Origin of the sequence: Pseudomonas sp. 57B-090624, from assembly GCF_003234055.1 — a bacterium.
GTDB lineage: Bacteria > Pseudomonadota > Gammaproteobacteria > Pseudomonadales > Pseudomonadaceae > Metapseudomonas > Metapseudomonas tohonis.
Genome location: NZ_QKRU01000046.1, coordinates 1 through 25995, shown reverse-complemented (window position 1 = coordinate 25995; position 25995 = coordinate 1). Strand labels below are relative to the sequence as shown.

Genomic DNA, 25995 nt, shown 5'->3' with positions numbered 1-25995 from the left:
AGCGGAAGGCAACGGAAAATGCCCGATGGTGTGAGCCATCGGGCCAAGGGTATGCAGCTGTGCAAAGGAGCCTGCCGATCCGGGACTCCACCCCAGACGCCCCAACCATAAGCCCTGAGGAGAATGCGCCGGGGGCGGAAGCATCGGATCGGCAGGCCCGGCCAACCTTAAGGATCGGTCCGGGGCAATACCAGGGGCGCCCGCCGCTTGCGCTCTAGGTCGGTTCCCAGCGCGCTGTAGTCATCTGCCGGTCAGGCCTCGGTATCGACTTCGCCGGCCCAGCCCAGCGGGTACAGCAGCTCTTCCTTGTAGCCCGCCCAGACGCGCACCGCATCGGGGAAGGCGTCGTCCAGCTGCGGATCGCCGCTGTCCACCAGCAGGGGCCGGCCTTCGAGGGTGCCGAGCTTGCGCTTGGTGGCCACCACCCGCAGGCGTTCGAGGCCGATGGCGCGCAGCACACGCGGGCTGATCTGCTGGTTGCCGCGACCGATGATGTGGCCCTGGCCGCCGATGGCGGTGACCAGGAGGAAGGCCGGATGGCCATCCACGAGTGCGAACAGCTGGGCTTCGGTAACGTCACGGGCGATCACCTGGCCGTTCTCGATCACGTCCACGCCCAGCAGGGTGGTCTCCAGGCCGAGGTTGCCCGCCAGGCCATGCAGGGTCGAGCCGGGACCGAAGACATAGCGCACGTCCGCCTCCCAGCTGTCCGCCAGCCAATCGGCGAGTTCGACCAGCACCAGTTCTTCGGACTCCATGCCCGCCTGCTTCACGTGCTGCATGAAGTGGCCCTCCACCGGCACCGTCAGCTCGCCGTACCAGCGTGCCGCCACCTTGCCATCGCGCAGGGCGGCCTCGTCGAGGTCGCGCACCTCGCCACTGGCCAGGCGTACCAGCCCGCCTTCGACCAGGCGTCGCGCCAGCTCCCCGGCGGCGCGCGGGCTGATGGCATAGACCCCGGAATGAATCTTCACCCCCGCCGGGATGCCCAGCACCGGCTGGCCTTCGCGGGCCACGGCGCTGACATCCCGGGCCGTGCCGTCGCCCCCGGCGAAGAGGATCAGCGACACCCCCGCCTCCTGCAGCGCCATCACCGCATGGCGGGTGTCGGCAGCGCTGCTGGTGGCCCCCTCCAGGGCTCCGACCAGGCGATGACGGAAACCCATGCGCGCCAGAAGGTCAGCGCCCATGGCACCGGGGAAGGTGAGGAATTCGAGACGCTCCGCCAGGGGCAGCAGGGACTCCAGCGCCAGGCGCGTGCGCTCCTCGGCGCGAGGCAGGGCGCCACGCGCCAGGGCCTCGGCGGCGACACCATCACTGCCCTTGAGTGCAGCCGTGCCGCCCAACCCGGCCAGGGGATTGATGATCAGGCCCATACGGAATATCGACATGCCAACCTCTTCGCTGAACTCTCGGCCCGCGCTGCGGGTCAACCTGTGGGACCGGACGGCCAGCGCGATTGGCACAATCGCTGCAGATACCCTCCGGTCCCATTGCTTTACGGCGTAATACTGGCGCCTGACTGTCACTGCGCGTTCATCTATGGGACCTAGACTGCGCGCACCACCTGATGAGGAGACAGGCCATGAGCTTGCAGAACAGCACTTCCACCCGCCGGGTCGTTCCACTTCAACCGCAGCAGCCCGTTGGCGGCGCGATCATCGACGCGCAAGGTCGCGAGATTCCGATCACCGAAGGCATGATCCAGCATGCCTGCAAGGAACTGGACAAGCAGTCGGTCAGCGCCCGCAAACAGGCCTGACCCGCTTCGCTCCACTCCGAAGGCCCGGGCACCTGCCCGGGCCTTTTCATTCCGGCGTCCTGGCCGGCGATCAGGCCAGCTCGGCGCCCAGCGCCCTCACCCACTGCGCCAGTTGCGGCGCCTCGCCCTGAAGCCGCACCCGCAGGCCGTCGATTTCCCGGCGCACCGGGTAGTGCTTGCGCAGGGCGTCGAAGGCCAGGCGGCGCTGTGCGGCATCGCCCACCAGGCTGCGGCGGAAGTCGGCGTCGTCACGGCGCGGGTCGTACACCGCGCGGCACAGCATGGCCAGGGCCCAGACCGGGTCGGCACTGGCGTCCAGGGTCAATTCAGGCAGCCAGGGCGCGGGCAGCAACGCATCCAGATGCACGCTTTCCTCGATTCCATGGGCACGGCAGAACGCCTGGTAGATCTGCGCGGTGCCGCGCAGCTTGCCGTCCAGGCTGTAGCCGGCGATGTGCGGCGTGGCGATGCGGCAGAGTGCGGCCAGCTCAGGGTCTACCTCGGGCTCGCCTTCCCAGACGTCCAGTACCGCGCGCAGGTCCGGCCGGCTACGCAGCACATCGCGCAATGCCAGGTTGTCCACCACCGCGCCCCGGCTGGCATTGATCAGCCAGCAGCCGGGCTTGAGCCGCGCCAGTTCAGCGGCACCCAGCAGATGGTGGGTGGGATGGGCACCGCCTTTGTCCAGCGGAGTGTGCAGGCTGATGGCATCGCACTGCTCCAGCAGGGTCGCCAGGTCGACGTAGTCTCCGCCTTCGGCCAACTGGCGCGGCGGGTCGCAGACCAGCACCCGCCAGCCCAGGCCGCGCAGCACCTCCACCAGGCGTCCGCCCACCTGGCCGGCACCGACCACGCCGTAGGTACGGGTCGTCGGCGAGACGCCTTCGTCCTCGGCCAAGGTCAGCAGGCTGCCCAGCACGAAATCCACCACGCCCCGGGCATTGCAGCCCGGCGCGCTGGACCAGGCGATGCCGGCTTCGGCGAACCAGTCCAGATCCAGGTGATCGGTGCCGATGGTGCAGGTGCCGACGAAGCGCACCGCGCTGCCTTCCAGCAGGGCGCGGTCGACACGGGTCACCGAGCGCACCAGCAGCACCTCGGCGTCGTCCAGGGCGGCACGGTCGATGGCCCGGCCCGGCAGGCGGCGGATGGAGCCGAAACCGCCGAAGAAGGCGTCGACCAGGGGGATGTTTTCGTCAGCAAGGATTCGCATGGCGCTCTCCGGGGGCAAGGCGGTCATTCTACGGAATCCACCCACCCGGCGTCGCCTCGCAGGCACGCATCGCCCCTCTTTCCTGACTGCATCGTCAAGGCGTAAACTACGCGGTCTTTCGCCTCCGCTGCCCTCTATCGCCGGCATTCCCCCTGCCACGGCCAGGCCAGCGCCCGTTGCGAGCCCATCGCAGCCAGGCATGCCCACCCCGTGGGCCACAAGCAATACGGACGCCACCGCCGTACCGGTGAACGCTTCACAGCCATGGAAAGACCCCCCGTGACAATCCAGACTCGCCTCGACCGTACCCGTCGCGAATTGCGTGCCCTATTCACCCTCGCCCTGCCGATCATGATCGCCCAGCTCTCCCACTCGGCCATGGGATTCGTCGACGCCGTGATGGCAGGCCGCGTCAGCCCGCGTGACCTGGCCGCCGTGGCCCTGGGCAACTCCATATGGGTGCCGGTGTTCCTGTTGATGACCGGCACCCTCCTGGCCACCACCGCGAAAGTCGCCCAGCGCCATGGGGCCGGCCAGGACGCCGAGATCGGCCCGCTGGTGCGCCAGGCACTGTGGCTGGCCGTGGTGGTCGGCATCGCCGGCGCCGGCCTGCTGCTGTGCGCCGAGCCCGTGCTGCAGTTGATGGGGGTGGAAGAAGACCTGGTGATCCCGAGCATGGGCTACCTCCACGGCATCGCCTTCGGCCTGCCGGCAGTGGCCCTCTACCAGGTGCTGCGCTGCTGCAGCGACGGCCTCGGTCGAACCCGCCCGAGCATGGTGCTGGGCATCTGCGGACTGCTGCTGAACATTCCCCTGAACTACGTGCTGATCTACGGCCACCTGGGCTTCCCGGCCATGGGCGGCGTCGGCTGTGGCTGGGCCAGCGGCACCGTCATGTGGTTGATGTTCTTCGGCATGCTGGCCTGGGTGAACATCGCCAAGGTCTACAAGCCGAGCGGCCTGTTCAATCACTTCGAGAGGCCGAGCTGGGCGGTGATCCGCCGCCTGCTGAGCGTGGGCCTGCCCATCGGCATCGCGATCTTCGCCGAGTCGAGCATCTTCGCGGTGATCGCCCTGCTCATCGGCGGCCTCGGCGCCAATGTGGTGGCCGGGCACCAGATCGCGCTGAACTTCAGTTCGCTGGTGTTCATGATCCCCTACTCCCTGGCGATGGCCGTGACCGTACGTGTCGGCCACTCCCTGGGCCGCGGCACACCGCGTGACGCGCGCTTCTCCGCCGGCCTGGGCATGGCCGTGGCACTGACCTACGCCTGCCTCTCGGCCAGCCTGATGCTGCTGTTGCGCGAACAGATCGCCGCCATCTATACGCCGGATGCGCAGGTGATCGCAGTGGCCGCGTCGCTGATCGTGTTCGCCGCGCTGTTCCAGTTCTCCGATGCCATCCAGGTCACCGCCGCCGGCGCCCTGCGCGGCTACCAGGACACCCGGGTGACCATGGTGCTGACACTGTTCTCCTACTGGGGCATCGGCCTGCCCGTCGGCTATTTGCTGGGGCTCACCGACTGGCTGGGCGAACCCACCGGCCCGCGTGGCCTGTGGCAGGGGCTGATCGTCGGCCTCACGGTGGCGGCGGTGATGCTGTCGTTCCGCGTCGCCCGTAGCGCACGCTCGCGCATCCGCATGGGCGAGCGGCTGGGCGTGGCGGAGCCGGCCTGAGGTCCAGCGGCCCCCCGCGTTCGCGAGGGTGACGGGGACGGTCGCGCGCCCAGGGGCCTCGTCATACCCGCGCAGGCGGGGCTCCACCCGACCACCGCACCGACATGCCTCCAGACAGCAAGAAGCCCGCATCAGGCGGGCTTCTTCGCATCCGGGGCGGGCCTCATTCGGCTTTCTTGCGGATCCAGTACAGGTAGGTACCGGCCTCTTCGCCCTGCTCCACCAGCTCGTGGCCGAGGAACATGCAGAACTTGGGAATATCCCGCCGGGTCGACGGGTCGGTGGCGATGACCTTGAGCAGACCGCCAGACGGCAGGTCGCGCACCTTGTTGTGCAACATCATCACCGGCTCAGGGCAATTGAGGCCGGTGGCATCGAGAATGGCATCAGGCTGATCGGACATGGGGTACTCCAGGAACAGGTCGCCATTGTGGCGTAAAGCGCCGGGCACGCCCAGCCCGGCCGATGCCCGGCGCGGCTGGGCGTGGGGCCTCAGCGGTCCAGGCGACGCAGGTGGCAGGTCACTTCCTCGCGGTCGTGATAGAGCTGCTTGCAGGCGATGGACACCTTGATCCTGCGCTCGCGGAAGCTGTCTTCCAGGCGCTGCAGCAGGCGCTGCACCTCGGCGTAGCGCTGCTTCATCGGCAGCTTGAGGTTGACCACCGCCTCGCGGCACAGCCCCTCGCCTATCCAGGTCTCCAGCAGCGCGGCGTTGCGCGCCGGCTTCTCGACGATGTCGCAGACCATCCAGTCCACCGGCTGCTTCGGCTTGAAGGTGAAGCCGTCGACCATCAGGTGCTGCACGAGCCCCGTCTCCATCAGGCTTTCGGCCATGGGGCCGTTGTCGATGGCGGTGACCAGCATGCCGCGACGCACCAGCTGGTAGGTCCAGCCACCGGGGGATGCGCCGAGGTCGACGCCGGTCATGTCCTCGGAGAGCCGTGTTTCCCACTGCTCGCGGGGGATGAAGGTGTGCCAGGCCTCCTCAAGCTTCAGCGTGGAGCGGCTCGGCGCCTCGCGGGGGAACTTCAGGCGCGGGATGCCCATGGGCCAGAGCGCGGAGTTGTCCGCCTCGGCGAGGCCGGCGAACACCTCGCGGCCACTGCGGAAGGTCAGCAGCAAACGCGGCTTGCCCGGGTCATCCACCAGGCGCCCGGCCTTCTCCAGCGCCTTGCGCAGGGGCGCCTCGAACTTCTTGCAGAAATTCGACAGCTCCTTGCCTTCGTTGGTGTCCAGCACCTCCAGCCACAGGCTGCCGCACACCGGGTAGTCGGCCAGGTGCGCCAGCAGCACGCTGATGCGATCGGTCTCCGGCAGGGCCAGGAAGCCGCCACGGGCCCACTGGCGCGGGAAGATCAGGCGCGCGAAACGCTGGCCGCGCATCAGCCGCTCGGCGCCGTCGGCATCCTGGCAGATGAACTCGGCACAGGCACTGTTGGCCTTGCCCTTGGCGTAGCCGGGCACGTCCAGTCGGGCGGCCAGGTCGGATATCTCGGCGCACACTTCGCCCTCGAAACCGGGGCGGCAGTGCAGGAACAGGCTATTCATCGGGGTGTCTCCTTGGCCGCGCACTATAGAGCCGAAGCGCCCGATTTCACACACTAACCGATGGAAAATTCCTACGCCCGCAGTGATGCGACAAGAGGAACCATGCTGGCGGAACGTGAGTCCAGAACATGGCGGAACCTGCCAAGCAGAGCTAGCTTTCCAAGGTTCCGCCCCCTGTATCGGCCCATGCCGTGTGGGCCAAAAGGAGATGTCGCATGCCTTCCCTGGATAGCCTGAACAGCCGCCGCACCCTCGAGGTGGACGGCAAGACCTATCACTACTTCAGCCTGCCAGAGGCCGCCAAGCGCCTCGGCAGCCTCGACAAACTGCCCCTGTCCCTGAAAGTGCTGCTGGAGAACCTGCTGCGCTGGGAGGACAACGAGACCGTCGGCCGCGAGGACCTCGAAGCCCTGGTGGCCTGGCAGAAGACCCGCAGCTCCGAGCGCGAGATCCAGTACCGCCCGGCGCGGGTATTGATGCAGGACTTCACCGGCGTGCCCGCCGTGGTCGACCTGGCCGCCATGCGTGATGCCGTGGCGAAGGCCGGCGGCGACCCACAGAAGATCAACCCGCTCTCGCCGGTGGACCTGGTGATCGACCACTCGGTGATGGTGGACCGCTTCGCCAGCCCCGAGGCCTTCGAGCAGAACGTCGAGATCGAGATGGAGCGCAACGGCGAGCGCTACGCCTTCCTGCGCTGGGGCCAGAACGCCTTCGACAACTTCAGCGTGGTGCCGCCGGGCACCGGCATCTGCCACCAGGTCAACCTCGAGTACCTGGGCCGCACCGTCTGGACCCGCGACGAGGACGGCAGGACCTACGCCTTCCCCGACACCCTGGTGGGCACCGACTCCCACACCACCATGATCAACGGCCTCGGCGTGCTCGGCTGGGGCGTGGGCGGCATCGAGGCGGAAGCGGCGATGCTCGGCCAGCCGGTGTCGATGCTGATCCCCGAGGTGATCGGCTTCAAGCTCAGCGGCAAGCTCAAGGAAGGCATCACCGCCACCGACCTGGTGCTCACCGTCACCCAGATGCTGCGCAAGAAGGGCGTGGTGGGGAAATTCGTCGAGTTCTACGGCGACGGCCTCGCCGACCTGCCCCTGGCCGACCGCGCCACCATCGCCAACATGGCCCCGGAATACGGCGCCACCTGCGGCTTCTTCCCGGTGGACGAGATCACCCTGGGCTACCTGCGCCTCTCCGGCCGCCCGGAATCCACGGTCAAGCTGGTGGAGGCCTACTGCAAGGCCCAGGGCCTATGGCGCAACGCCGGTGACGAACCGGCGTTCACCGACAACCTGTCCCTGGACATGGGCACGGTGGAAGCCAGCCTGGCCGGGCCCAAGCGCCCGCAGGACCGGGTGCCGCTGACCCAGGTGGCCAGCACCTTCGACGACCTCATCGCCCTGCAACTCAAGCCCAGCGCCAAGGAGGACGGCCGCCTGCTCAGCGAGGGCGGCGGAGGCACCGCCGTGGGCGGCAGCGTGCAGAGCGGCGTGATGGACTACGAATACGAGGGCCGCACCCACCGCCTGAGCGACGGCGCCGTGGTGATCGCCGCCATCACCTCCTGCACCAACACCTCCAACCCCAGCGTGATGATGGCCGCCGGCCTGGTGGCGAAGAAGGCCGTGGAAAAGGGCCTGACGCGCAAGCCCTGGGTGAAGAGTTCCCTGGCGCCCGGCTCCAAGGTGGTGACCGAGTACTTCGCCGCCGCCGGGCTGACTAAGTACCTCGATGAGCTGGGCTTCGACCTGGTGGGTTACGGCTGCACCACCTGCATCGGCAACTCCGGCCCGCTGCTGGAGCCCATCGAGAAGGCCATCCAGCAGGGCGACCTGACCGTGGCCTCGGTGCTCTCCGGCAATCGCAACTTCGAAGGCCGCGTGCACCCGCTGGTGAAAACCAACTGGCTGGCCTCCCCGCCGCTGGTGGTGGCCTATGCCCTGGCTGGCAGCGTGCGCCTGGACATCAGCCGCGAACCGCTGGGCGAAGGCAAGGACGGCAAGCCTGTGTACCTGAAGGACATCTGGCCGAGCCAGAAGGAGATCGCCGACGCCATCGCCAAGGTGGACACCGCCATGTTCCGCAAGGAATACGCCGAGGTCTTCGCCGGCGACGAGAAATGGCGCGCCATCCAGGTGCCCGAATCGGACACCTATGCCTGGCAGGCCGACTCCACCTACATCCAGCACCCGCCCTTCTTCGCCGATATCGCCGGTGCGCCCCCCAAGGTGGAAGACGTGCAAAAGGCCCGGGTCCTCGCCTTGCTGGGGGATTCGGTGACCACCGACCACATCTCCCCTGCCGGCAACATCAAGGCCGACAGCCCCGCCGGGCGCTACCTGCGGGAAAACGGCGTGGAGCCGGCCGACTTCAACTCCTACGGCTCGCGGCGTGGCAACCACGAGGTGATGATGCGCGGCACCTTCGCCAACATCCGCATCCGCAACGAGATGCTCGGCGGCGAGGAAGGTGGCAACACCCTGCATGTGCCCAGCGGCGAGAAGCTGGCCATCTATGACGCCGCCATGCGCTACCAGGCCGAAGGCACGCCGCTGGTGATCTTCGCCGGCAAGGAATACGGCACCGGCTCCTCCCGCGACTGGGCGGCCAAGGGCACCAACCTGCTGGGGGTCAAGGCGGTGATCGCCGAGAGCTTCGAGCGCATCCACCGCTCCAACCTGGTGGGCATGGGCGTGCTGCCGCTGCAGTTCAAGGAGGGTACCGACCGCAAGAGCCTGGGCCTGACCGGTAAGGAGACCATCAGCATCAAGGGCCTCAGTGGCGTCAAGCTGCGCCCGCATATACCGCTGACCCTGGAGATCACCCGCGAAGACGGCACAACGGAGAAGGTCGAGGTGCTGTGCCGTATCGACACCCTCAACGAGGTCGAGTACTTCAAGGCCGGCGGCATCCTCCACTACGTGCTGCGCCAGTTGCTGGCCAGCTGACCCGGGAGGCCTGTAGGGGCGAAGCAGAAGCGGGCGAATGAATTCGCCCCTCCAGCCTCCCCATTTCTGCACGACTTCGGGACCGTAGCCCGGACTTCAGTCCGGGAATGCCAACCCCGGGCTGGAGCCCGGGCTACTGGCTGAAGATCATGTGCCGTTCGGATAGTGCCGCGCCAGGAAGCCCAGCAGATGGGCGTTCACCTCGCGCGGCTTTTCGTTCTGCAGCCAGTGCCCGCACTCGGCGATCACGTGCTGTTCCAGGCCGGGCACGCTGCGCGGCATGACCTTGATGCTGTGGGCCTCCAGGGTGCCGACCGGGTCCTTGTCGCCGATGAGGAACAGGGCCGGCTGCAACACCTGCCTGCCCTGCAGCGGCTCGGTGCGCTGCCAGCTGCGCTCGAAGTTGCGGTACCAGTTGAGCGCACCGTGGAAGCCGCGCCCCTCGAAGGTCTGCAGGTACTCGGCGAAGGCCGCCTCGTCGCACCAGGCCGGCAGCTGGCCGGGGTCCTGCATGCCGTCGAACAGCGTCGCGCCGGCGGGCTTGTCCTGGAGGAAGAAGTCCCGGGGCACGGCGGCGGAGCTGTTGTGCATCATCATCCGCAGGGTGCGCGGGATGTCGGCATCCAGCTCGCGCTCGGCGACGCCCGGCGTCTGGAAATAGAGGATGTAGTTGAAGCGCCCGGCGAAGTGCTGACGCATCGCCTCGGTCGCCGGTTGCTTCGGGCGACCGCCGAAAGGCACCGCCATGCCGACCACCGCCTTGACCCGCAGCGGCTCCAGCAGTGCCAGGTGCCAGGCCACCGGAGCGCCCCAGTCGTGCCCGATGACGCAGGCCTCATGCTGGCCGAGGGCGTCCATGGCGGCCTGGATATCGCCGCAGAGGGTGATCAGGTCATAAGCGGCGGGATCGCTCGGGGCACTGCTGCCGCCGTAGCCGCGCATCTCCGGTACCAGCACGCGGTAGCCGGCGGCCAGCAGCGGCTCGATCTGGTTGCGCCAGGAATGCCAACACTCGGGGAACCCATGCAGCAGCCAGAGTGGCCGCCCATCCTCGGGGCCCGCGCAATACAGCCCCAGGCGGATGCCGTTGACCTCCAGCAGGCGATGTTCGAGCGCGCTCATGGGCTTTCCTCAATCGTTGCGGTGCAGGCGCCCACTATGACAAAGGCACGCCCGGGGGCGTGCCTTTATCGATGTCGCGAATGCCCGGGACTCATCAACCCTGGGCGGTGGCCCAGTCGATCAGCCCGAACTGCCAGGTGGCAAGGATCAGCAGGCCGAAGCCGATGCGGTACCAGGCGAAGGCCGCGTAGCTGTGGTTGCCGATGAACTTGAGGAGCGCGCGCACGGCGATCATCGCGAAGATGAAGGAGACCACGAAGCCCAGGGCGAACACCGGCAGGTCGGAGGGCTGGAACAGGTGGCGGTACTTGTAGCCCGAGTACACCGCCGCGCCGACCATGGTGGGCATGGCGAGGAAGAAGGAGAACTCGGTGGCCGCCTTGCGCGACAAGCCGAACAGCAGCCCGCCGATGATGGTGGCGCCGGAGCGCGAGGTGCCGGGCACCAGCGCCAGGCACTGGGCGAAGCCCACCTTGAGGGCCTGCTTCCAGTTCATGTCGTCCACCGTCTCGGCCTGGATCAGGTGATCGCGACGCTCGGCCCAGAGCATGATCACCCCGCCGATGACCAGCGCCGTGGCCACGGTGATGGGGTTGAACAGGTAGTGGTGGATCAGGTCGGCGAAGGCCACGCCCAGGATCACCGCCGGGAAGAAGGCCACCAGCAGGTTGCCGGTGAAGCGCTGGGCGCTGCGCTCGCGAGGCAGGCCCACCACCACGTCGAAGATCTTGCGCCGGTATTCCCAGACCACGGCGAGGATGGCGCCGAGCTGGATGATGATGTTGAACGCCTGGAAGCGCTCACCACCGAAGCCGATCAGGTCCGCGACGATGATCTGGTGGCCGGTGCTGGAGATCGGCAGGAACTCCGTGATGCCTTCGACTACGCCCAGAATCAAGGCCTGGAAGGCCGTCCAAAAATCCATTGGTTCTCCCCAAGGCTCGCCCGATGGCGGCCTGCTCGAAAAGGTGTGTGGTGTGGCCCGGACGGGTGCCGTGCGCGGCTGAGACCAGCCACAGTGACGCGGGTTCCCGGCCGACGATCTGCATCAGGTTTGCCGGCCGAAGGCCGAAATGCTATCAGACATGATGTGGATTCGCGCGTGGCAACGACCGCGCTGGAGTGCGAAATCCGGCCGCAGAACAATAACGAGTCAGGAGCCCCCGACCATGAACCTTCGCAGTCTGCCCATCAGCCGCCGCCTCTGGCTGATCCTCGTCGTCGCGGTGTCGATGCTGGTGGTTCTCGGGATGGCCATGCTCCAGCAGATCCACAGCGACCTGCTGCATGGCAAGGAGCTCAAGACCCAGCACGTGGTGCAGACCGCCGCCGGCGTGCTGCAGCACTTCCAGGCCCAGGAGGCTGCCGGCACCCTGCCCCGCGAAGAAGCCCAGAAGCAGGCCATGCAGGCCATCCGCGCGCTGCGCTATGACAAGAACGACTACTTCTGGATCAACGACCTGACCCCGCGCATGGTCATGCACCCGACCAACCCGAAGCTGGAGGGGCAGGACCTCTCCGGCTACAAGGACCCGGACGGCAAGCCGCTGTTCAACGACATGGTGGCCGTGGCCCGCAGCAAGGGCGCGGGCTTCGTCGACTACCGCTGGCCGAAGCCGGGCGCCAGCGACCCGGTGCCCAAGGTGTCCTACGTGCAGCTTTTCGAACCCTGGGGCTGGGTGATCGGCTCGGGCATCTACATCGACGACATGCAGGAGGAGTTCTGGTCCCAGGCCCTGCGCGCCTCCTTCATCGGCCTGGTGATCGCCCTGATCATGGCGGTGCTGGTGGTGGTGATCGCCCGCAGCATCACCCGCCCGCTGCAGGACGTTGTGGCGGCCATGGCCAACATCGCCAGCGGCGAAGGTGACCTGACCAGTTCGCTGGATGGCCAGGGTCGCGACGAGATCACCGCGCTTTCCGGGCACTTCAACGCCTTCACCAGCAAGCTGCGCGGGGTCATCCGCCAATCACTGGACGCTGCCGGCGCACTGGACCAGGCCGCCGGCTCCCTGGGCGGCATCGCCAGCAACGGCCAGCGCCACAGCGAGCAGCAATCCCAGCAGATGGAGCTGGTGGCCACCGCCATCAACGAGGTCACCTACGGCGTACAGGACGTGGCGAAGAACGCCGAGCACGCCGCCAGCGAGGTGCGCACCGCCGAAGACCAGGCACGCCTCGGCCAGAGCAACATCGACGCCAGCCTGCGGCAGATCGGCCAGCTCTCCGACACCATCGGCCAGGCCGTGGAGGTGATCCGCTCGCTGGCCGAGGAAAGCTCGCAGATCGGCACCGTCCTGGAAGTGATCCGCTCCATCGCCGAGCAGACCAACCTGCTGGCGCTCAACGCCGCCATCGAGGCCGCCCGCGCCGGCGAGCAGGGCCGTGGCTTCGCCGTGGTCGCCGACGAAGTGCGCCTGCTGGCCCAGCGCACGCAGAAATCCACCGCCGAGATCCACGGCATGATCGAGCGCCTGCAAGGCAACTCCGAAGCGGCGGTGAAGGTGATCAACGAAAGCAGCCGCGCCTCGCAGCTGACCGTGGAGCAGGCCAGCCAGGCCGGCGAAAGCCTCGGGCAGATCGCCCAGTCGTTGCGCAACCTCACCGGGCTCAACGCCTCCATCGCCAGTGCCACCCTGCAGCAGTCCCACGTGGTGGAGGACATCAACCAGAATGTGACCCAGGCAGCCAGCTTGGCCCATGACAACGCGATGGCTTCAGAGCAGACTAGCGCCGCCAGTCAGCAGCTCAGCCAACTGGCCGAGCAGTTGAACCGCTTGTTGAGACAATTCCGCGTTTGAGGACCGGCATGGGCAACATGGAGCACCAGGAGGTCGACCTCGGCCAGCAGCAGAACCAGGACCTGATCTGGGACCTGGACAGCATCGCCCGTCGCGAGCTGGCCGAGCGTTTCATCCGTCTGTTCGAGAACCGCCTGTGCGTGTACTCCGAGTCCACGCGCCAGCTTTACACCAACTACAGCCTGCATTTTCCCGCCGATCTCGGGCGCAAGATGGTGGTGCTGCCCAACCCCTACGCCTTTCACGACACCCTCCACGGGATCGAGGCCGCCGCGGTGCTCAAGACCGGCCTCTTCGTGTTGCCCGGCGTGGTACTCGGCAAGCCGGGGTTGCTGCTCAGCACGCGCATCGAGGAAGGCGGCCCGAAGCCCAAGACCATGCCCTTCAAGCCGGCACTGGCGCAGATCATCAGCAACCAGCGCAAGCGCGGCGACGTCTTCCTGCCGATACTCATGAAGGGCGACCTGCGCGAGTTCGACCAGCAGATGCCCTACATCCACCTGCACCGCCTGCAGGTGCACAAGCTGCCGCACCTCTCCACCTTCGAGCGCGACGACATCCAGCAGAGCATCACCCGCAAGCTGCTGATGCTCTACCGCCAGGCCGACAGCCTGGTCTGCTGAGGCTTGCCCCGGGCGCCCGGCGAACCGGGCAGCGCGGGCAAGACCGGGTGCCCTCCTCCTGGCTAGAGTCGACCCGTGACCCGCCAAGGAAACCCACCACCATGCCCTGGTACCTCGAAGCCCCGCTGAGCATCATCGCCGGCCTGCTCTTGGCCAACTTCATCGAATGGTTCTTCCACAAGCATGTGCTCCACGGCCTGGGCCGGGTACGCGGGCGCTTCTGGAGCTTCCATTTCCACGAACACCACGGCAACGCCCGCCGCCATGCCTTCCGCGACCCCTGCTACGAGCGCTTCCCGCTGGGCTGGCACGCCCAGGGCAAGGAAGCCTGGGCACTGCTGCTGGCCAGCCTGGCCGCCAGCCCGCTGTGGCTGGTGGCGCCCTGGCTGACCGCGACCCTCTGGTACTGCGCGGCGAACTACTACCGCACCCACCGCCGCTCCCACGAGGACCCGGACTGGGCACGCCGCCACCTGCCCTGGCACTACGACCACCACATGGGGCCCAACCCCCACGCCAACTGGTGCGTGACGCGGCCCTGGTTCGACCACCTGCTGGGCACCCGCGAGCGGTACCTGGGCACCGAACGCGAGCGCCAGGACCGGCAACGCCTGGCGGCCAGGGCGCCCGCCGCCGGCTGAAGCCGCTACAATCGGCGGCTCTTTCCACGAGGGTCGCCCGTGTCGCCACTTGAACTCTTCGCCGCCGCGCTCGGCGTGCTCGCCGTCTGGCTCACCACCCGGCAGAACCGCTGGTGCTGGCCCATCGGCCTGGCCATGGTGCTGATCTACGCCTGGATCTTCTTCGAGGTGAAGCTCTATTCCGACATGCTGCTGCAGGGCATCTACGCCGTGCTGCAAGGCTACGGCTGGTGGCAATGGACCCGGGGCGGCGCACGCCATGACGGCCGCGAGGTCAGCCGCCTGGCGCCGGCGCAGCTGGCGACGGGCCTGGGCCTGGGGGCCGCCGGCAGCCTGGCGCTGGGCTACGTGATGGCGACCCACACCGACGCCGCCGCGCCCTGGCTGGACGCGGCGCTGACCGGGTTCAGCCTGGTGGCCCAGGTGTGGATGGCGCAGAAGCGCCTGGAATGCTGGGCGCTGTGGATCGTGGTGGACGTGATCTTCGTCGGCCTGTTCCTCAGCAAGGCGCTGTACCTGACCGCCGCGCTCTACGCGCTGTTCACCCTGCTGGCGGTGCACGGCTGGCGGCTATGGCGGCAACCGCAGGCGAGCCCGGCATGAAGGTGCTGGTACTGGCCGGCCCCGAGTCCAGCGGCAAGAGCTGGCTGGCCGGCGAGATCGCCGCGCGCTTCGGCGGCCGGGTGGTGGGCGAGTACGTGCGCGAGTTCATCGACGAGCAGCAGCGCGACACCTGCTACGCCGACATCCCCCTGATCGCCCGGGGGCAATTGCAGCGCGAGGACGCGGCGCGGGCCGAGCGGCCGGCGCTGCTGGTGCTGGATACCCACCTGCTGAGCAACATCCTCTGGAGCCGCACGCTGTTCGGCGACTGCCCGGCCTGGCTGGAGACGGCCCTGGCCGAACGCCGCTACGACCTGCACCTGCTGCTGAGCCCGGAAGGCGTGCCCTGGGTGGGCGATGGGCAGCGCTGCCAACCGGCACTGGCCGAGCGATTGGCATTCTTCCACGCCAGCGAGGCGTGGCTGAAGGCGCGGGGGCAACGCTACGTAGTGCTGGAGGGGGATTGGGCCGAGCGCCGCGAGGCGGCGCTGGCTGCGGTGTCAGCCTGGCTGGCCGAGTAGCAGGCCGCCCCAGGCCACCAGCAGGCTGGTGACGACGCCGATGGTCAGCGGGCGGCGCAGGGCCGGGTACCAGCCCGGTGCCAGGCCCAGGCGCACGGCACGCAGGTCGGCCAGGTAAAGGCCGATGAAGGCCGGGATGAACACGGCCACCGCCAGGCCGGCGGGCAGCCCGGCGGAAATGGCGACCCAGCCGAACAGTGCGGGAATCACCGAGAAGCCCAGTTGCAGGCGCGCGCGGGTGTCCTCCTGGCCGGCACGCATGGCCAGCCCCCAGTGAATGGCGCCCATGAACGCGAGAATGACGGCGGCGTAGTCAAGCAACGCCGCCAGTACCAGGGGGCGCCAGCCGATCGGGGTCAGCCAGATACCGAGTGCGCCCGTGACGAAGGGCACCAGCCCGGCAAAACCGAGCAGCCGGGCCAGGTGCGGCGGATGGGGAGCATCGAATGCATGCATGGGGCGGGTCCTCGTTGGGTTGCCTTCAGACTAGACAGGCCTGATACCAACCGCACTGTGCGCCGTCAACGGCGAGGCACGGGCAGGTCGATGCGCACCCGCAGGCCGCCGAGGGGGCTGCTGTCCAGGCTGAGGCGGCCGTCCCAGGCGTCGACGATGTCCCGCACGATGCCGAGGCCCAGACCATGGCCGGCAACCTGCTCGTCCAGCCGCGAGCCGCGGGCGAGCACCGACTCGCGCTGCTCCTCGGCGATGCCGGGGCCGTCGTCGTCGACACTCAGGCGATAGCCGTCGGCCTGCAGGGAGATGGACAGCAGCACCTGGGTTTCCGCCCACTTGCAGGCGTTGTCGAGCAGGTTGCCCAACAGCTCCAGCAGGTCCTCGCGATCCCAGGGCAGGCGCAGGCCGGGGGCGACATCCCAGTCCAGGTCGAGCCGGCTGTCATGGATCATCGACAGGGTGTTGAACAGCCCCGGCAACTCCGCATCGCAATCGAAATGCGCCCCCGGCAACGCTTCTCCGGCCAGGCGCGCGCGACCCAGCTCGCGGGACAGGCGTTGCTGGATCTGCTCCAACTGCTCGGCCAGGGTGGCGCGCAGCTCCGGGTGCCCGCGCAGCTCGTCGCGGGACTCCAGGCTGACCAGCACCGCCAGGGGCGTCTTCAGCGCGTGGCCGAGGTTGCCCAGTGCATTGCGCGAGCGACGCAGGGTGTCTTCGGTATGGGCCAGCAGGTGGTTGATCTGGCCCACCAGCGGCTCCAGTTCCAGGGGCACGCGGGCATCCAGCTCGCTGCGCTGGCCCTGCTGCAGCTGGGCGATCTGCCGGCGCACCCGTTCCAGCGGGCGCAGGGCGCGACGCACCGTGTAGCGCTGCAGGGCGAGCATCAGCAGGAGTGCGGCGATACCCAGGGCGACACCGGTCCACTGCACGCGGCGGAAGCTGTCCAGGATCGGCGTGTAGTCCTGGGCCACGGCAATGCTGACCTGGCGCCCGAAGCGGCGGTAGTCGCCCCGGTAGGTGAGCAACTGCTGGTCATTGGGCCCGGGCAGCAGCTCGGCGGTCAGGCCAGGGCGCTCGGGCATGGCGAACTCGGCGTCCCACAGGGAGCGGGAGCGCCAGGGGGTGTCATCGATACGGATCAGGAAGTAGCGCCCCGAATAGGGCTGCTGATGCGCCGGGTTGAGCTTCTGCTCGTCCAGCTGGATGCCCTTGGGACCGCGCACCAGGGCGGCCAGCAGGCTTTCCGCCTCGCTGCGCAGGTTGCCCTCGAGGTGGCGGCGCAGGCCATCATCGAACAGCCACAGGCTCACCTGGGCGAGCAACAGCCCGACCACCAGCAACAGGGTCACCAGGCCGATGCTGAGCTGCCGCTGGATGGACCTCACTCGGTGACACCGGTGAAGCGGTAGCCCTGGCCTCGACGGGTCTCGATCACGCTGCGCCCGAGCTTGCGCCGCAGGTGGTTGACGTGAACCTCGATGACGTTGGAGTCGCGCTCGGTCTCGCCGTCATACAGGTGCTCGGCCAGGTGGCTCTTGGACAGCAGCTGGCCGGGGTGGAGCATGAAGTAGCGCAGGAGGCGGAACTCGGCGGCGGTCAGGTCCACTTCCTCGCCGCCGCGGGTGACGCATTGACGGCCTTCGTCCAGCTGCAGGCCGGCCGCTTCAAGGTGCGGCTGGTTGGCCAGGCCCCGGGCACGGCGCAGCAGCGACTGGATGCGCAGGGCCAGCTCCTCCGGGTGGAAGGGTTTGGTCAGGTAGTCGTCGGCGCCGGCCTTGAGGCCCTCGATGCGCTCGGCCCAGGAATCCCTCGCGGTGAGGATCAGCACCGGCGTGGCCAGCCCGCCCGCCCGCCATTCGCGAAGCACGTCGAGGCCCGGGCGCCCGGGCAGGCCGAGGTCCAGCACGATCAGGTCATAGGGTTCGCTGGCGCCCTGATGGGCGGCATCGCGGCCGTCGGCCAGCCAGTCCACGGCGTAGCCCTGGCGGCCGAGCCCGGCCAGCAGCTCGTCCGCCAGAGGCACATGATCCTCAACCAGCAGCAGGCGCATCAGTCATCCTCCTCGTCCTTCAGGATGCGCCCGTCACGGGCGTCCAGTTCCAGCTCGCGCACCACGCCTTCGGTGGTCAGCAGTTCGACTTCGTAGACATAGACATCGTCTTCCTCTTCCAGCTCCGCCTCCAGCAGGCGAGCCCCGGGGTACAACCCCAGGGCCCGGTGCAGCAGTTGCTCGAGGGGCATGATCACCCCTTCTTCGCGGAGCTTCAGGGCTTCGTCCTGGTCCAGGTCACGGGCCACCGCCTCGAGGGCAAAGACCGCCAGCACCAGGACGAGGATGCCGCTGTAGCGCATGATCAGTCCCATCAGTCGTCCTGGTGATCCTTGAGGATCTGGCCATTGGTGGCGTCCAGTTCGAGATCCCACTGCACGCCCTGGGGATCACGCAGTTCGACCTGGTAGATGTAGCGGCCGTATTCCTCTTCCAGCTCGGTCTCGTTGACGGTGGAGCCGGGGTGCTTGGCGATGGCGGCGGCGTTGAGCTTCTCGAACGACTGGATGGTGCCGGCGTCACGCAGCTTCAGGGCTTCGTCCGGGCCGAGGTCACGGGCCTGGGCAATCCCGGCGGTGGCAGCGAGGGTGGCGACGGCGAACAGGGCAGTGAGTTTTTTCATGGTGCATCTCCTTGTGGGGATATCTGTCTTCGATGGGTACACCTTAGCGAAGGCCAATTAACTCAAGCTGAATTTCCGGCCGCCCCGGTCGATGCCATCGGTACCCCGGGTCCGCCAATCACTCCCCGGCCTCGGCATGGACGCATCATTCACAGGATGAAGGCGCTTGGACTGGCGGCGCGGGCCACTATAATCGCTGCCTCGCTTTTTTCGGAGGCCCCCATGAGCGCCATTCACATCAAGTCGCCCGCCCTCACCCTGCGCGCCGGCAGCCGTGCCCTGGCACGCATCCGCGAGCGCGGCCTGCAGCCGGCCGACGTGAAGATTCTCCCCGGCGCCGCCGGCGGCCCCAAGGCGCTGGGCATCCAGGGCCTGGACCTGGCGCTGTTCGGCGACTGGCTGCCACGCGCGCCCCAGGAGCGCTCGCTGATCGGCGCCTCCATCGGCTCCTGGCGCTTCGCCAGCGCCTGCCTGCCGGGCGCCGCCAAGGGCATCAGCCGCCTGGGCGAGCTGTACACCGCGCAACGCTTCCCCAAGGGCGTGACCATGGCCGAGGTCAGCCGCCTCTGCGCGCAGATGCTCGACCACCTGCTGGAAGGCCAGGACGCCCATGTGCTGAGCAACCCGCACTACCGCCTCAATGTGGTGGTGGTGAAGAGCCACGGCCTGCTCGCCCATGACCGCCGGGGTGCGCTGGGGCTCGGCCTGGGCTCGGTGATCGGCTCCAATCTGCTGGGGCGCCCGCGCCTGGCCCGACACTTCGAGCGGGTGATCCTGCATGACAGCCGCCTGGCCCCTCCCCTGGCCGCGCTGGAAGACTTCCCCTCGCGCTGCCTGGCACTGGACGCCGGCAACCTCCGCCACGCCCTGCTCGCTTCCGGCTCCATCCCCATGGTGATGGAAGGCGTGCGTGACATCCCGGGCGCCGGCCCCGGTACCTACCGCGACGGCGGCCTGCTCGACTACCACCTCGACCTGCCCTACAGCGGCGACGGCGTGGTGCTCTACCCGCACTTCACCGACAAGGTGATCCCTGGCTGGTTCGACAAGGGCCTGCCCTGGCGTCGTGGCGATGCAGTGCGCCTGCAGGACGTGCTGCTGCTCGCCCCCTCGCGGGAGTACCTGGCCACCCTGCCCCACGGCAAGCTGCCGGACCGCAAGGACTTCACCCGCTACCTGGGTGACGATGCCGGACGCGAGCGCTACTGGCGCAAGGCGATGAGCGAAAGCCAGCGCCTCGGTGACGAATTCCTCGAGTTGGTGGATGGCGGCCGCCTGGCCGAACGCCTGCAGCCGCTCTGATCGGCCCGATTGCCGCGCGGCCTGCCTCGGGGTAGGCTGCCGCGCGACGATTCAGGGAGAGAACCGATGAAGCTCGCCGTCGCCATCATCCATGGCATTGGCAACCAGCAGGACCTGCGCGACGACGACGGCCAGCACAGCTTCGCCCAGGGCCTGATCCGCGGCCTGCGCAAGCGCCTGGGCAGCGACGCCGAACAGATCGCCTTCCAGAGCCTCTACTGGGCCAGCGTGCTGGACAAGCGCGAGCAGGCCTACCTCGACCGCCTGGAGCGCGAACCGGTTACCTGGCGCTGGCTGCGCGAGGCGGTGACGCTGTTCCTCGGCGACGCCAGTGGCTATCGCAAGGTCAGCCAGGCCTACGACACCACCTACGAAGAAGTGCACCAGTGCCTGCGCAACGGCCTCAACGCCCTGCGCGCACGGGTCGGCCCGAATACGCCGCTGGTGGTACTCGCGCACTCCCTCGGCGGGCACATCTTCTCCAACTTCGTCTGGGATCAGCAGAAACTCAACGACACCCCGAGCTGCCCGCGCGACCCCTTCATCGCGCTGGAGACCCTCGCCGGGCTGGTCACCTTCGGCTGCAACATCCCGCTGTTCACCTTTGCCTACGACCCCGTGCAGCCCATCCGCTTCCCCGGCCATTGCCTGGAGGAGCGGGTGCGCGAACAGGCGCGCTGGCTGAACGTCTACGCCCCGGCGGACCCACTCGGCTACCCGCTGCGGCCCCTGCAGAACTACACCGCCGTCGTGCAGGAGGACCGCGCCATGCCGGTCGGCCCCTGGTACAAGCGGCACACACCCCTGAGCCATATGGAGTATTGGGAAGATGCGCGTTTTCACCGTTACCTGGCAGGCCATCTGCGCCAGTTGCTTGTTGCTTGCGATGAACCCGAGCCAGGCGGCGCCGGACGCACGCAGCCAGCAGGAAATAGCGGGGCTGCTGACGTTCGTGGCGTCGAGTGGCTGCCTGTTCATCCGCAACGGCAGTGAGTACCCGGCCACCGAAGCCCGCGATCACCTGCAGAAGAAGCTCGACTACCTGAACAAGAAGGGCCTGGTGGACTCCAGCGAGGACTTCATCGCCCGCGCCGCGACCGAAAGCAGCATGAGCGGCAAGCCCTACAAGGTGCGCTGCAACGGCCAGGAACAGCTCTCCGCGGAATGGCTGAAGGCCGAACTGGCGCGCCTGCGCACCACCCGGCCCTGAGCCTCAACCCGGCTGGCCGTCGACCCGGGGGTGGCAGAACATCGGCGCGTAGTGCACGAGAAACAGCGCAAAGGCGGCCAGCCAGCATACCCCCGCCAGGGGTAGCGCCACGCTTGGCAGCAGCCCCGGCAGGAACACCCGTGCCACCGCCCCACAGTTGACCAGTGCGAAGGCGACGCCCATCGCCTTCGGCGGCGACAACGGCCGTCCGGTGTGACCCAGGCTGACACGAGCCAGCATCGCCAGGATCAACCCGCCCATTGCCCCGACCGCCAGCGCGTGCAACGGCAGGCTCGGGTTGCCCAGTAGCCCCAGGTGCCAGAGCGCCTGGCCGAGGGGCGCCACCACCAGCCAGGCGAAGGCCAGGTGCAAGGACCAGAGCAACGGCGCGCGCCAGATGCCCGCGTCGTACCAGCGCGCCAGGCGAACGGCGTTGCCCAGGGCCAGGCAGGCGAACGGCAACGCGATCCAGGGGCTGGCTTTCAGGGCTATACCCGAGGCGCTCAGCACAGCCACCAGCAGCGCGCAACCGAGGGTGGCGCGGTCCAGCCAGGGCAGTGCCTTCACCTGCTGGGTGCGCCCCAGCCCGCGCTGGGTGAAGAAGGGAATCACCCGCCCGCCGATCAGGCCCATCAGCGCCGCGATCAGCCACATCGCCGCGAGCACGCCCTGGCGTTGCATACCCTCGTCGCCCAATGCCAGGCCAGCCAGCACCAGGGCATCGGTACCGCCGAGCAGGGCCAGCACGGCCACCACGGGATAGTTGTTGTGCTGGCGCACCTGCCAGAGGCTGCGGCCGATGACGAAGGCCAGCAGCGGCAGGAAGGCGACCTGCAAGGGAATCAGCACAAGGAGCGGCGCTTCCAGCAACCAAGCCAGGCGCGCGGCGAGCCAGAGGGCTGCGAGCAACATCAACGGGCGCCCGGAGAGCCCCGCCCTGCCCGTCCAGTTCTGCACGGCAGTGAGCAGGAAGCCGGCGATGATGGCGATGCCGAAGCCGAACGGCATTTCGTGACGATGCCAGGCCAGCCAGCCACCAACCGGTTGCCAGGTACTGAGGTGGCCGGTCAGCACGACGGTCCAGAACGCCATGGCGATGAGCGCGAAGAGCCCGCCAGCCAGGAAGAAGGGGCGGAAGCCAAGGCGCCAGAGCGGCGCGATGGCCAGTTCCCGTTTACGGTCACGCAACTGCATGGAGCGCCTCCTTGCGCAGCTGGTATTGGGCGGTGAGGCGCATGACGTAGCCGAGCTTCAGCAGGGTCGGCCCGAAGATGACCATGCCGTGGAAGGCGATCAGCGGCAGCAGGCCGAAGAACTGGTCGAGCAGATAGCCGCAGAGGATGCCGACAAGCAGCATGACCAGGCCGACCCAGAGAACCTGGTTGGCAAAGCGCAGAAGAGCATCGGGGGAGTTGAAGAAGGTCATGGTGGTTTCCTCGTTCAAGGCCCGGCACCTCGTGAGCGCCGGGCAAGGTCGATCAGCTGTCCAGGGCACTGGCAGGCCCGAAGAACTCGTAGTGGCATTGTCTTTCGGGTACGCCCAGCGCCTTGAGGTACTTCTTCACCTGAGCCATGAAGGGCTTTGGCCCAAGGAAGTAGGCATCCAGATCGCGCTCGGCGGGTAGCCAGCCCGACAGGCGTTCTTGGGTGAGAAAACCGGTGCCGTCGGCGCGATCGCTTTCGCCCGGTTCGCTGTAGCAGACGAAATGCTGGAGGTTCGGACGCCGGGCAGCGATCGCCTCAACCCAGTCGCGGAAGGCGTGCACCGCGCCGTTGCGCGCACAGTGGATGAAGTGGATCGGCCGATCGCTGTGTTGCGCCACGTCGAGCATGGCCAGCGCAGGGGTGATGCCGACGCCGGCGGTGATCAGCACCAGCGGTTTGCGACTGGAGCGCAGGACGAAGTCACCGGCCGGTGCGAAGAGCTCGATGCGGTCGCCTTCGCCGACTCGGTCGTGGAGGAAGTTGGAAACCTTGCCGCCTGGCTCGCGTTTGACGCTGATGCGGTAGGAGCGACCGTTGGCGGCGGCGGACAGGGAATAGTTGCGGCGCGCCTCCTCGCCATCGATGTCCAGGCGCAAGCCGATGAACTGGCCGGGGGCGAAGTCCAGCACCGCGCCGCCGTCTTCCGGCACCAGGTGGAAGGAGGTGATCTCGTCGCTTTCCGCGACCTTGCGCTCGACGATGAAGCCACGCGCGCCGCGCCAGCCACCGGGGGCCTCGGCACTCGCGGCGTAGATTTCCTCCTCCGAGCCGATCAGCAGGCCGGCCAGCAGCTCATAGGCCTGGGCCCAGGCGTCGATCACCTCCTCAGTGGCGATCTCCTCGCCCAGGACCTCGCGGATGGAACGCAGCAGGCAGTCACCCACGATGGGGTAGTGCTCGGGGAGGATCTGCAAGGCGACGTGCTTGGCGACGATGCGGCTGACCAGCGGGCCCAGGACCTCGAGCTGGTCGATGTGGCGGGCGTACATCAGCACGCCGTTGGCGAGGGCGCGGGCCTGGTCGCCGCTGGCCTGGTGGGCCTGGTTGAACAGCGGGCGGACCTGCGGGTACTCGCTGAGCATCATCTTGTAGAAATGGGTGGTCAGGGCTTCGCCACCGGTCTCCAGCAGGGGGACGGTGGACTTGACGATGGCACGCACTTGGCTGGACAGCATGGTTGGACTCCGTTTTTCTAGTGGGTCTGAATCTCGTCCTGGGTATTTCATTTCCCGTGCCACATTTTTATTTCTTATAAATCAGTTAGTTATGTTTTGAAGGGTGGTTTTGACTACAATTGTCTCCGAGTCAATCCGACATCAAGAAGTCAATATGACAACTCCCTCTTTGCTGCAGACACTCATCCCCCTGGTCACCGACCTGTCCCGCGATCTACCGGAGCCGGAGCGCTATCGCCGCCTCCTCGGCGCGCTGCGGGGCCTGCTGCCATGCGACGCAACCGCGCTGCTGCGACTGGAAGGCGAGCAACTGGTGCCCCTCGCGGTGGACGGCTTGAGCGCCGACACCTTGGGGCGGCGCTTCAAGGTCAGCGAGCACCCACGCCTGCGGACACTCCTGGAGAATCGCGGGCCGACGCGCTTCCCGGCCGACTGCGATCTGCCCGACCCGTATGACGGCCTGGTGGATGGGCATCTGGAGCACCTGGAGGTGCACGACTGCCTGGGCTGCCCCCTGTTCCTCGATGATCGCCCCTGGGGCCTGCTGACGCTGGACGCGCTGAACCCGGCGCGCTTCTCCAGCGAGGACCTGCAGACCCTGGAGAACTTCGCCGTGCTGGCGGCGGCGACGGTGAAGGCCGCCGAGCGCATGCATGGCCTGGAGCGGCTGGCGGCGGATGAACAACAGCGTGCGGAGGTCTATCGCCAAGCCGCCGGGCAGGCGCGGCCGCAGGAAATGATCGGCCAGAGTGCCGCGCACAAGGCGCTGGTGGAGGAGATCGCCGTAGTCGGTGGCAGCGAGCTGACGGTGCTGATCAGCGGTGAGACGGGCGTCGGCAAGGAGCTGGTGGCTCAGGCGATCCATGCCAGGTCTCCTCGCAGCAACCAGCCGCTCATCAGCCTCAACTGCGCGGCCCTGCCGGACACCCTGGTGGAGAGCGAGCTGTTCGGCCATGTGCGCGGTGCCTTCTCCGGCGCTGTGGGTGACAGGCGTGGCAAGTTCGAGCTGGCCGATGGCGGCAGCCTGTTCCTGGATGAAGTGGGCGAGCTGCCTCTGGCGATCCAGGCCAAGCTGTTGCGGGTATTGCAGAGTGGCCAGTTGCAACGGGTGGGATCGGATCGGGAGCATCGGGTCAATGTGCGGGTGATCGCCGCGACCAACCGCGATCTGGCCGAGGAGGTGCGTCATGGCCGCTTCCGCGCCGACCTCTATCACCGTCTCAGCGTCTATCCCATGCGCGTGCCGCCATTGCGCGACCGGGGCCGTGATGTGCTGCTGCTTGCGGGCTATTTCCTCGAAAACAACCGTGCCCAATTGGGGCTGCGCAGCTTGAGACTGAGCCAGGATGCGCAAGCCGCCCTCCTCGGCTATGACTGGCCCGGGAACGTGCGCGAGCTGGAGCACCTGATCGGACGGGCCGGGCTCAAGGCAAGGGTGGCGCAGCCGGATAGGCCAAGGATCCTGACCCTGACGGCGGCAGACTTGGCTTTGCCACGAGCCGGGGCTCGCGTTGAGGCGGATGAGGTGATCGAGGAAGAGCAGCCAGTCTCGATCGGCGATCTACGTACGGCAGTGGATCACTACCAACAGCGCCTGGTGACCGCGGCGCTGGAACGCAACGAGGGCAACTGGGCGGCAGCTGCCCGGGAGCTGGGGCTGGATCGCGCCAATCTGCTGCGCCTGGCCAAGCGCCTGGGCATCAAGTGACAGGGCGGCTCGTCCGGTCAGCGGTAAAGGGCGGGGGGAACTGATAAACTCCCGCCCCTTCCAGGCCGGTACCGGGCCGTCATCTTCAGAGCGTCATTCGTGGAACTGTTCAAGGAATTTATCTTCGAGGCGGCTCACCGCCTCCCCCATGTCCCCGCCGGCCACAAGTGCGGGCGACTGCACGGCCACTCCTTCCGCGTCGCCATCTACATCGAAGGCGAAGTCGATCCCTATACCGGCTGGATACGCGATTTCTCGGAGATCAAGGCGATCTTCAAGCCACTCTACGAGCAGCTCGATCACAACTACCTGAATGACATCCCCGGGCTGGAGAACCCCACCAGCGAGGTGCTCGCCAAGTGGATCTGGCAACAGCTCAAGCCGCTGCTTCCGGAGCTGAGCCGGGTGCGCATCCACGAGACTTGCACCAGTGGCTGCGAGTATCGCGGCGACTGATTCTTCTGCTGCCCCCATGCAAAAGGCCACCCTAGGGTGGCCTTTTTGTTGCGCGCAGTTCCT

General features: G+C 67.7%; 27 protein-coding genes. 13 read left to right on the top strand and 14 right to left on the bottom strand.

All coding sequences use genetic code 11. From position 1 onward, the window contains the following. Window positions 1-251: 251 nt before the first annotated feature. Entirely contained in the window at window positions 252-1391 is a 1140-nt protein-coding gene (locus tag DMX10_RS20850; protein ID WP_111262855.1) for an ATP-NAD kinase family protein, read from the bottom strand. A gap of 194 nt (window positions 1392-1585) precedes the next feature. Between DMX10_RS20850 and DMX10_RS32990 the strand changes: the two genes are divergently transcribed. Then, a complete protein-coding gene (locus DMX10_RS32990; protein WP_178082991.1) occupies window positions 1586-1762 on the top strand; it encodes a PA1571 family protein in 177 nt (58 codons plus the stop codon). A 70-nt stretch (window positions 1763-1832) separates the two neighbouring features. On the opposite strand, the gene pdxB is transcribed toward DMX10_RS32990, so the two are convergent. After that, window positions 1833-2975 carry a 4-phosphoerythronate dehydrogenase PdxB gene (gene pdxB, locus DMX10_RS20845; protein ID WP_111262854.1) on the bottom strand — a complete coding sequence of 381 codons (1143 nt, stop codon included), beginning with the start codon at window positions 2973-2975 and terminating at the stop codon, window positions 1833-1835. A gap of 264 nt (window positions 2976-3239) precedes the next feature. Here pdxB and DMX10_RS20840 point away from each other — a divergent pair, with 264 nt between their 5' ends. Then, complete coding sequence (locus DMX10_RS20840; RefSeq protein WP_111262853.1) at window positions 3240-4652, top strand: MATE family efflux transporter; 1413 nt, start codon at window positions 3240-3242, stop codon at window positions 4650-4652. Window positions 4653-4815: 163 nt separating this feature from the next. Here the strand turns inward: DMX10_RS20840 and tusA are convergent, their stop codons facing one another. After that, window positions 4816-5055 (bottom strand): sulfurtransferase TusA, encoded by a 240-nt coding sequence (gene tusA / locus DMX10_RS20835; protein ID WP_021216828.1) that lies wholly within the window; start codon window positions 5053-5055, stop codon window positions 4816-4818. Window positions 5056-5144: 89 nt separating this feature from the next. Next, entirely contained in the window at window positions 5145-6200 is a 1056-nt protein-coding gene (rlmM, locus tag DMX10_RS20830) for a 23S rRNA (cytidine(2498)-2'-O)-methyltransferase RlmM (RefSeq protein ID WP_111262852.1), read from the bottom strand. A gap of 215 nt (window positions 6201-6415) precedes the next feature. Between rlmM and acnA the strand changes: the two genes are divergently transcribed. After that, complete coding sequence (gene acnA, locus DMX10_RS20825; RefSeq protein ID WP_111262851.1) at window positions 6416-9157, top strand: aconitate hydratase AcnA; 2742 nt, start codon at window positions 6416-6418, stop codon at window positions 9155-9157. A 147-nt stretch (window positions 9158-9304) separates the two neighbouring features. Here the strand turns inward: acnA and DMX10_RS20820 are convergent, their stop codons facing one another. After that, a complete protein-coding gene (locus DMX10_RS20820; protein ID WP_111262850.1) occupies window positions 9305-10279 on the bottom strand; it encodes an alpha/beta fold hydrolase in 975 nt (324 codons plus the stop codon). A gap of 94 nt (window positions 10280-10373) precedes the next feature. Beyond that, on the bottom strand, window positions 10374-11204 hold the full coding sequence (locus DMX10_RS20815; RefSeq protein ID WP_043246471.1) for an undecaprenyl-diphosphate phosphatase: 831 nt from the start codon (window positions 11202-11204) through the stop codon (window positions 10374-10376). A 244-nt stretch (window positions 11205-11448) separates the two neighbouring features. Between DMX10_RS20815 and DMX10_RS20810 the strand changes: the two genes are divergently transcribed. The 5 genes from DMX10_RS20810 (at window position 11449) to DMX10_RS20790 (ending at window position 15468) form a co-directional block, all read left to right on the top strand. Further along, window positions 11449-13080 (top strand): methyl-accepting chemotaxis protein, encoded by a 1632-nt coding sequence (locus tag DMX10_RS20810; protein WP_111262849.1) that lies wholly within the window; start codon window positions 11449-11451, stop codon window positions 13078-13080. A gap of 8 nt (window positions 13081-13088) precedes the next feature. Continuing rightward, window positions 13089-13703, top strand: coding sequence for a hypothetical protein (locus tag DMX10_RS20805; protein ID WP_111262848.1), 615 nt, complete (start codon window positions 13089-13091; stop codon window positions 13701-13703). A gap of 101 nt (window positions 13704-13804) precedes the next feature. Further along, window positions 13805-14344 (top strand): hypothetical protein, encoded by a 540-nt coding sequence (locus DMX10_RS20800; RefSeq protein ID WP_111262847.1) that lies wholly within the window; start codon window positions 13805-13807, stop codon window positions 14342-14344. A gap of 39 nt (window positions 14345-14383) precedes the next feature. Next, on the top strand, window positions 14384-14947 hold the full coding sequence (pnuC, locus tag DMX10_RS20795; RefSeq protein WP_111262846.1) for a nicotinamide riboside transporter PnuC: 564 nt from the start codon (window positions 14384-14386) through the stop codon (window positions 14945-14947). Continuing rightward, on the top strand, window positions 14944-15468 hold the full coding sequence (locus tag DMX10_RS20790) for an AAA family ATPase (RefSeq protein WP_111262845.1): 525 nt from the start codon (window positions 14944-14946) through the stop codon (window positions 15466-15468). Before pnuC ends, DMX10_RS20790 begins: the two co-directional genes overlap by 4 nt. On the opposite strand, the gene DMX10_RS20785 is transcribed toward DMX10_RS20790, so the two are convergent. The 5 genes from DMX10_RS20785 to DMX10_RS20765 form a co-directional block, all read right to left on the bottom strand. After that, a complete protein-coding gene (locus DMX10_RS20785; protein ID WP_111262844.1) occupies window positions 15448-15924 on the bottom strand; it encodes a DUF3429 domain-containing protein in 477 nt (158 codons plus the stop codon). The genes DMX10_RS20790 and DMX10_RS20785 overlap by 21 nt on opposite strands. Before the next feature lie 65 nt (window positions 15925-15989). Next, window positions 15990-17309 (bottom strand): sensor histidine kinase, encoded by a 1320-nt coding sequence (locus tag DMX10_RS20780; protein ID WP_111262843.1) that lies wholly within the window; start codon window positions 17307-17309, stop codon window positions 15990-15992. Further along, complete coding sequence (locus tag DMX10_RS20775) at window positions 17306-17974, bottom strand: response regulator transcription factor (protein ID WP_111262842.1); 669 nt, start codon at window positions 17972-17974, stop codon at window positions 17306-17308. The genes DMX10_RS20780 and DMX10_RS20775 overlap by 4 nt, the downstream gene beginning before the upstream one ends. Continuing rightward, window positions 17974-18288, bottom strand: coding sequence for a PepSY domain-containing protein (locus DMX10_RS20770; protein WP_111262841.1), 315 nt, complete (start codon window positions 18286-18288; stop codon window positions 17974-17976). The genes DMX10_RS20775 and DMX10_RS20770 overlap by 1 nt, the downstream gene beginning before the upstream one ends. Further along, complete coding sequence (locus DMX10_RS20765) at window positions 18288-18596, bottom strand: PepSY domain-containing protein (protein WP_021216815.1); 309 nt, start codon at window positions 18594-18596, stop codon at window positions 18288-18290. The genes DMX10_RS20770 and DMX10_RS20765 overlap by 1 nt, the downstream gene beginning before the upstream one ends. Before the next feature lie 222 nt (window positions 18597-18818). Here DMX10_RS20765 and DMX10_RS20760 point away from each other — a divergent pair, with 222 nt between their 5' ends. The 3 genes from DMX10_RS20760 (at window position 18819) to DMX10_RS20750 (ending at window position 21108) form a co-directional block, all read left to right on the top strand. Then, window positions 18819-19898: a patatin-like phospholipase family protein gene (locus DMX10_RS20760; RefSeq protein WP_111262840.1), complete on the top strand. Its 1080-nt coding sequence runs from the start codon at window positions 18819-18821 to the stop codon at window positions 19896-19898. A 66-nt stretch (window positions 19899-19964) separates the two neighbouring features. Further along, complete coding sequence (locus tag DMX10_RS20755) at window positions 19965-20891, top strand: hypothetical protein (RefSeq protein ID WP_236234935.1); 927 nt, start codon at window positions 19965-19967, stop codon at window positions 20889-20891. Then, the gene (locus DMX10_RS20750; protein WP_236206418.1) at window positions 20851-21108 is read left to right on the top strand and encodes a DUF5329 domain-containing protein; all 258 of its coding nucleotides are present in this window, start codon (window positions 20851-20853) and stop codon (window positions 21106-21108) included. The genes DMX10_RS20755 and DMX10_RS20750 overlap by 41 nt, the downstream gene beginning before the upstream one ends. Window positions 21109-21111: 3 nt before the next feature. Here the strand turns inward: DMX10_RS20750 and DMX10_RS20745 are convergent, their stop codons facing one another. The 3 genes from DMX10_RS20745 to hmpA are packed head-to-tail and all read right to left on the bottom strand — an operon-like array spanning window position 21112 to window position 23768. Beyond that, window positions 21112-22302, bottom strand: coding sequence for an NnrS family protein (locus tag DMX10_RS20745; RefSeq protein WP_111262839.1), 1191 nt, complete (start codon window positions 22300-22302; stop codon window positions 21112-21114). Next, entirely contained in the window at window positions 22289-22534 is a 246-nt protein-coding gene (locus DMX10_RS20740) for a transmembrane sensor/regulator PpyR (RefSeq protein WP_111262887.1), read from the bottom strand. The genes DMX10_RS20745 and DMX10_RS20740 overlap by 14 nt, the downstream gene beginning before the upstream one ends. 52 nt (window positions 22535-22586) lie before the next feature. Continuing rightward, a complete protein-coding gene (gene hmpA, locus DMX10_RS20735; protein WP_111262838.1) occupies window positions 22587-23768 on the bottom strand; it encodes an NO-inducible flavohemoprotein in 1182 nt (393 codons plus the stop codon). Window positions 23769-23922: 154 nt separating this feature from the next. On the opposite strand from hmpA, the gene norR reads away from it, so the two are divergent. Beyond that, window positions 23923-25476: a nitric oxide reductase transcriptional regulator NorR gene (gene norR / locus DMX10_RS20730; protein ID WP_111262837.1), complete on the top strand. Its 1554-nt coding sequence runs from the start codon at window positions 23923-23925 to the stop codon at window positions 25474-25476. A gap of 99 nt (window positions 25477-25575) precedes the next feature. Further along, complete coding sequence (gene queD, locus DMX10_RS20725; protein WP_043247051.1) at window positions 25576-25932, top strand: 6-carboxytetrahydropterin synthase QueD; 357 nt, start codon at window positions 25576-25578, stop codon at window positions 25930-25932. Window positions 25933-25995 lie beyond the last annotated feature (63 nt).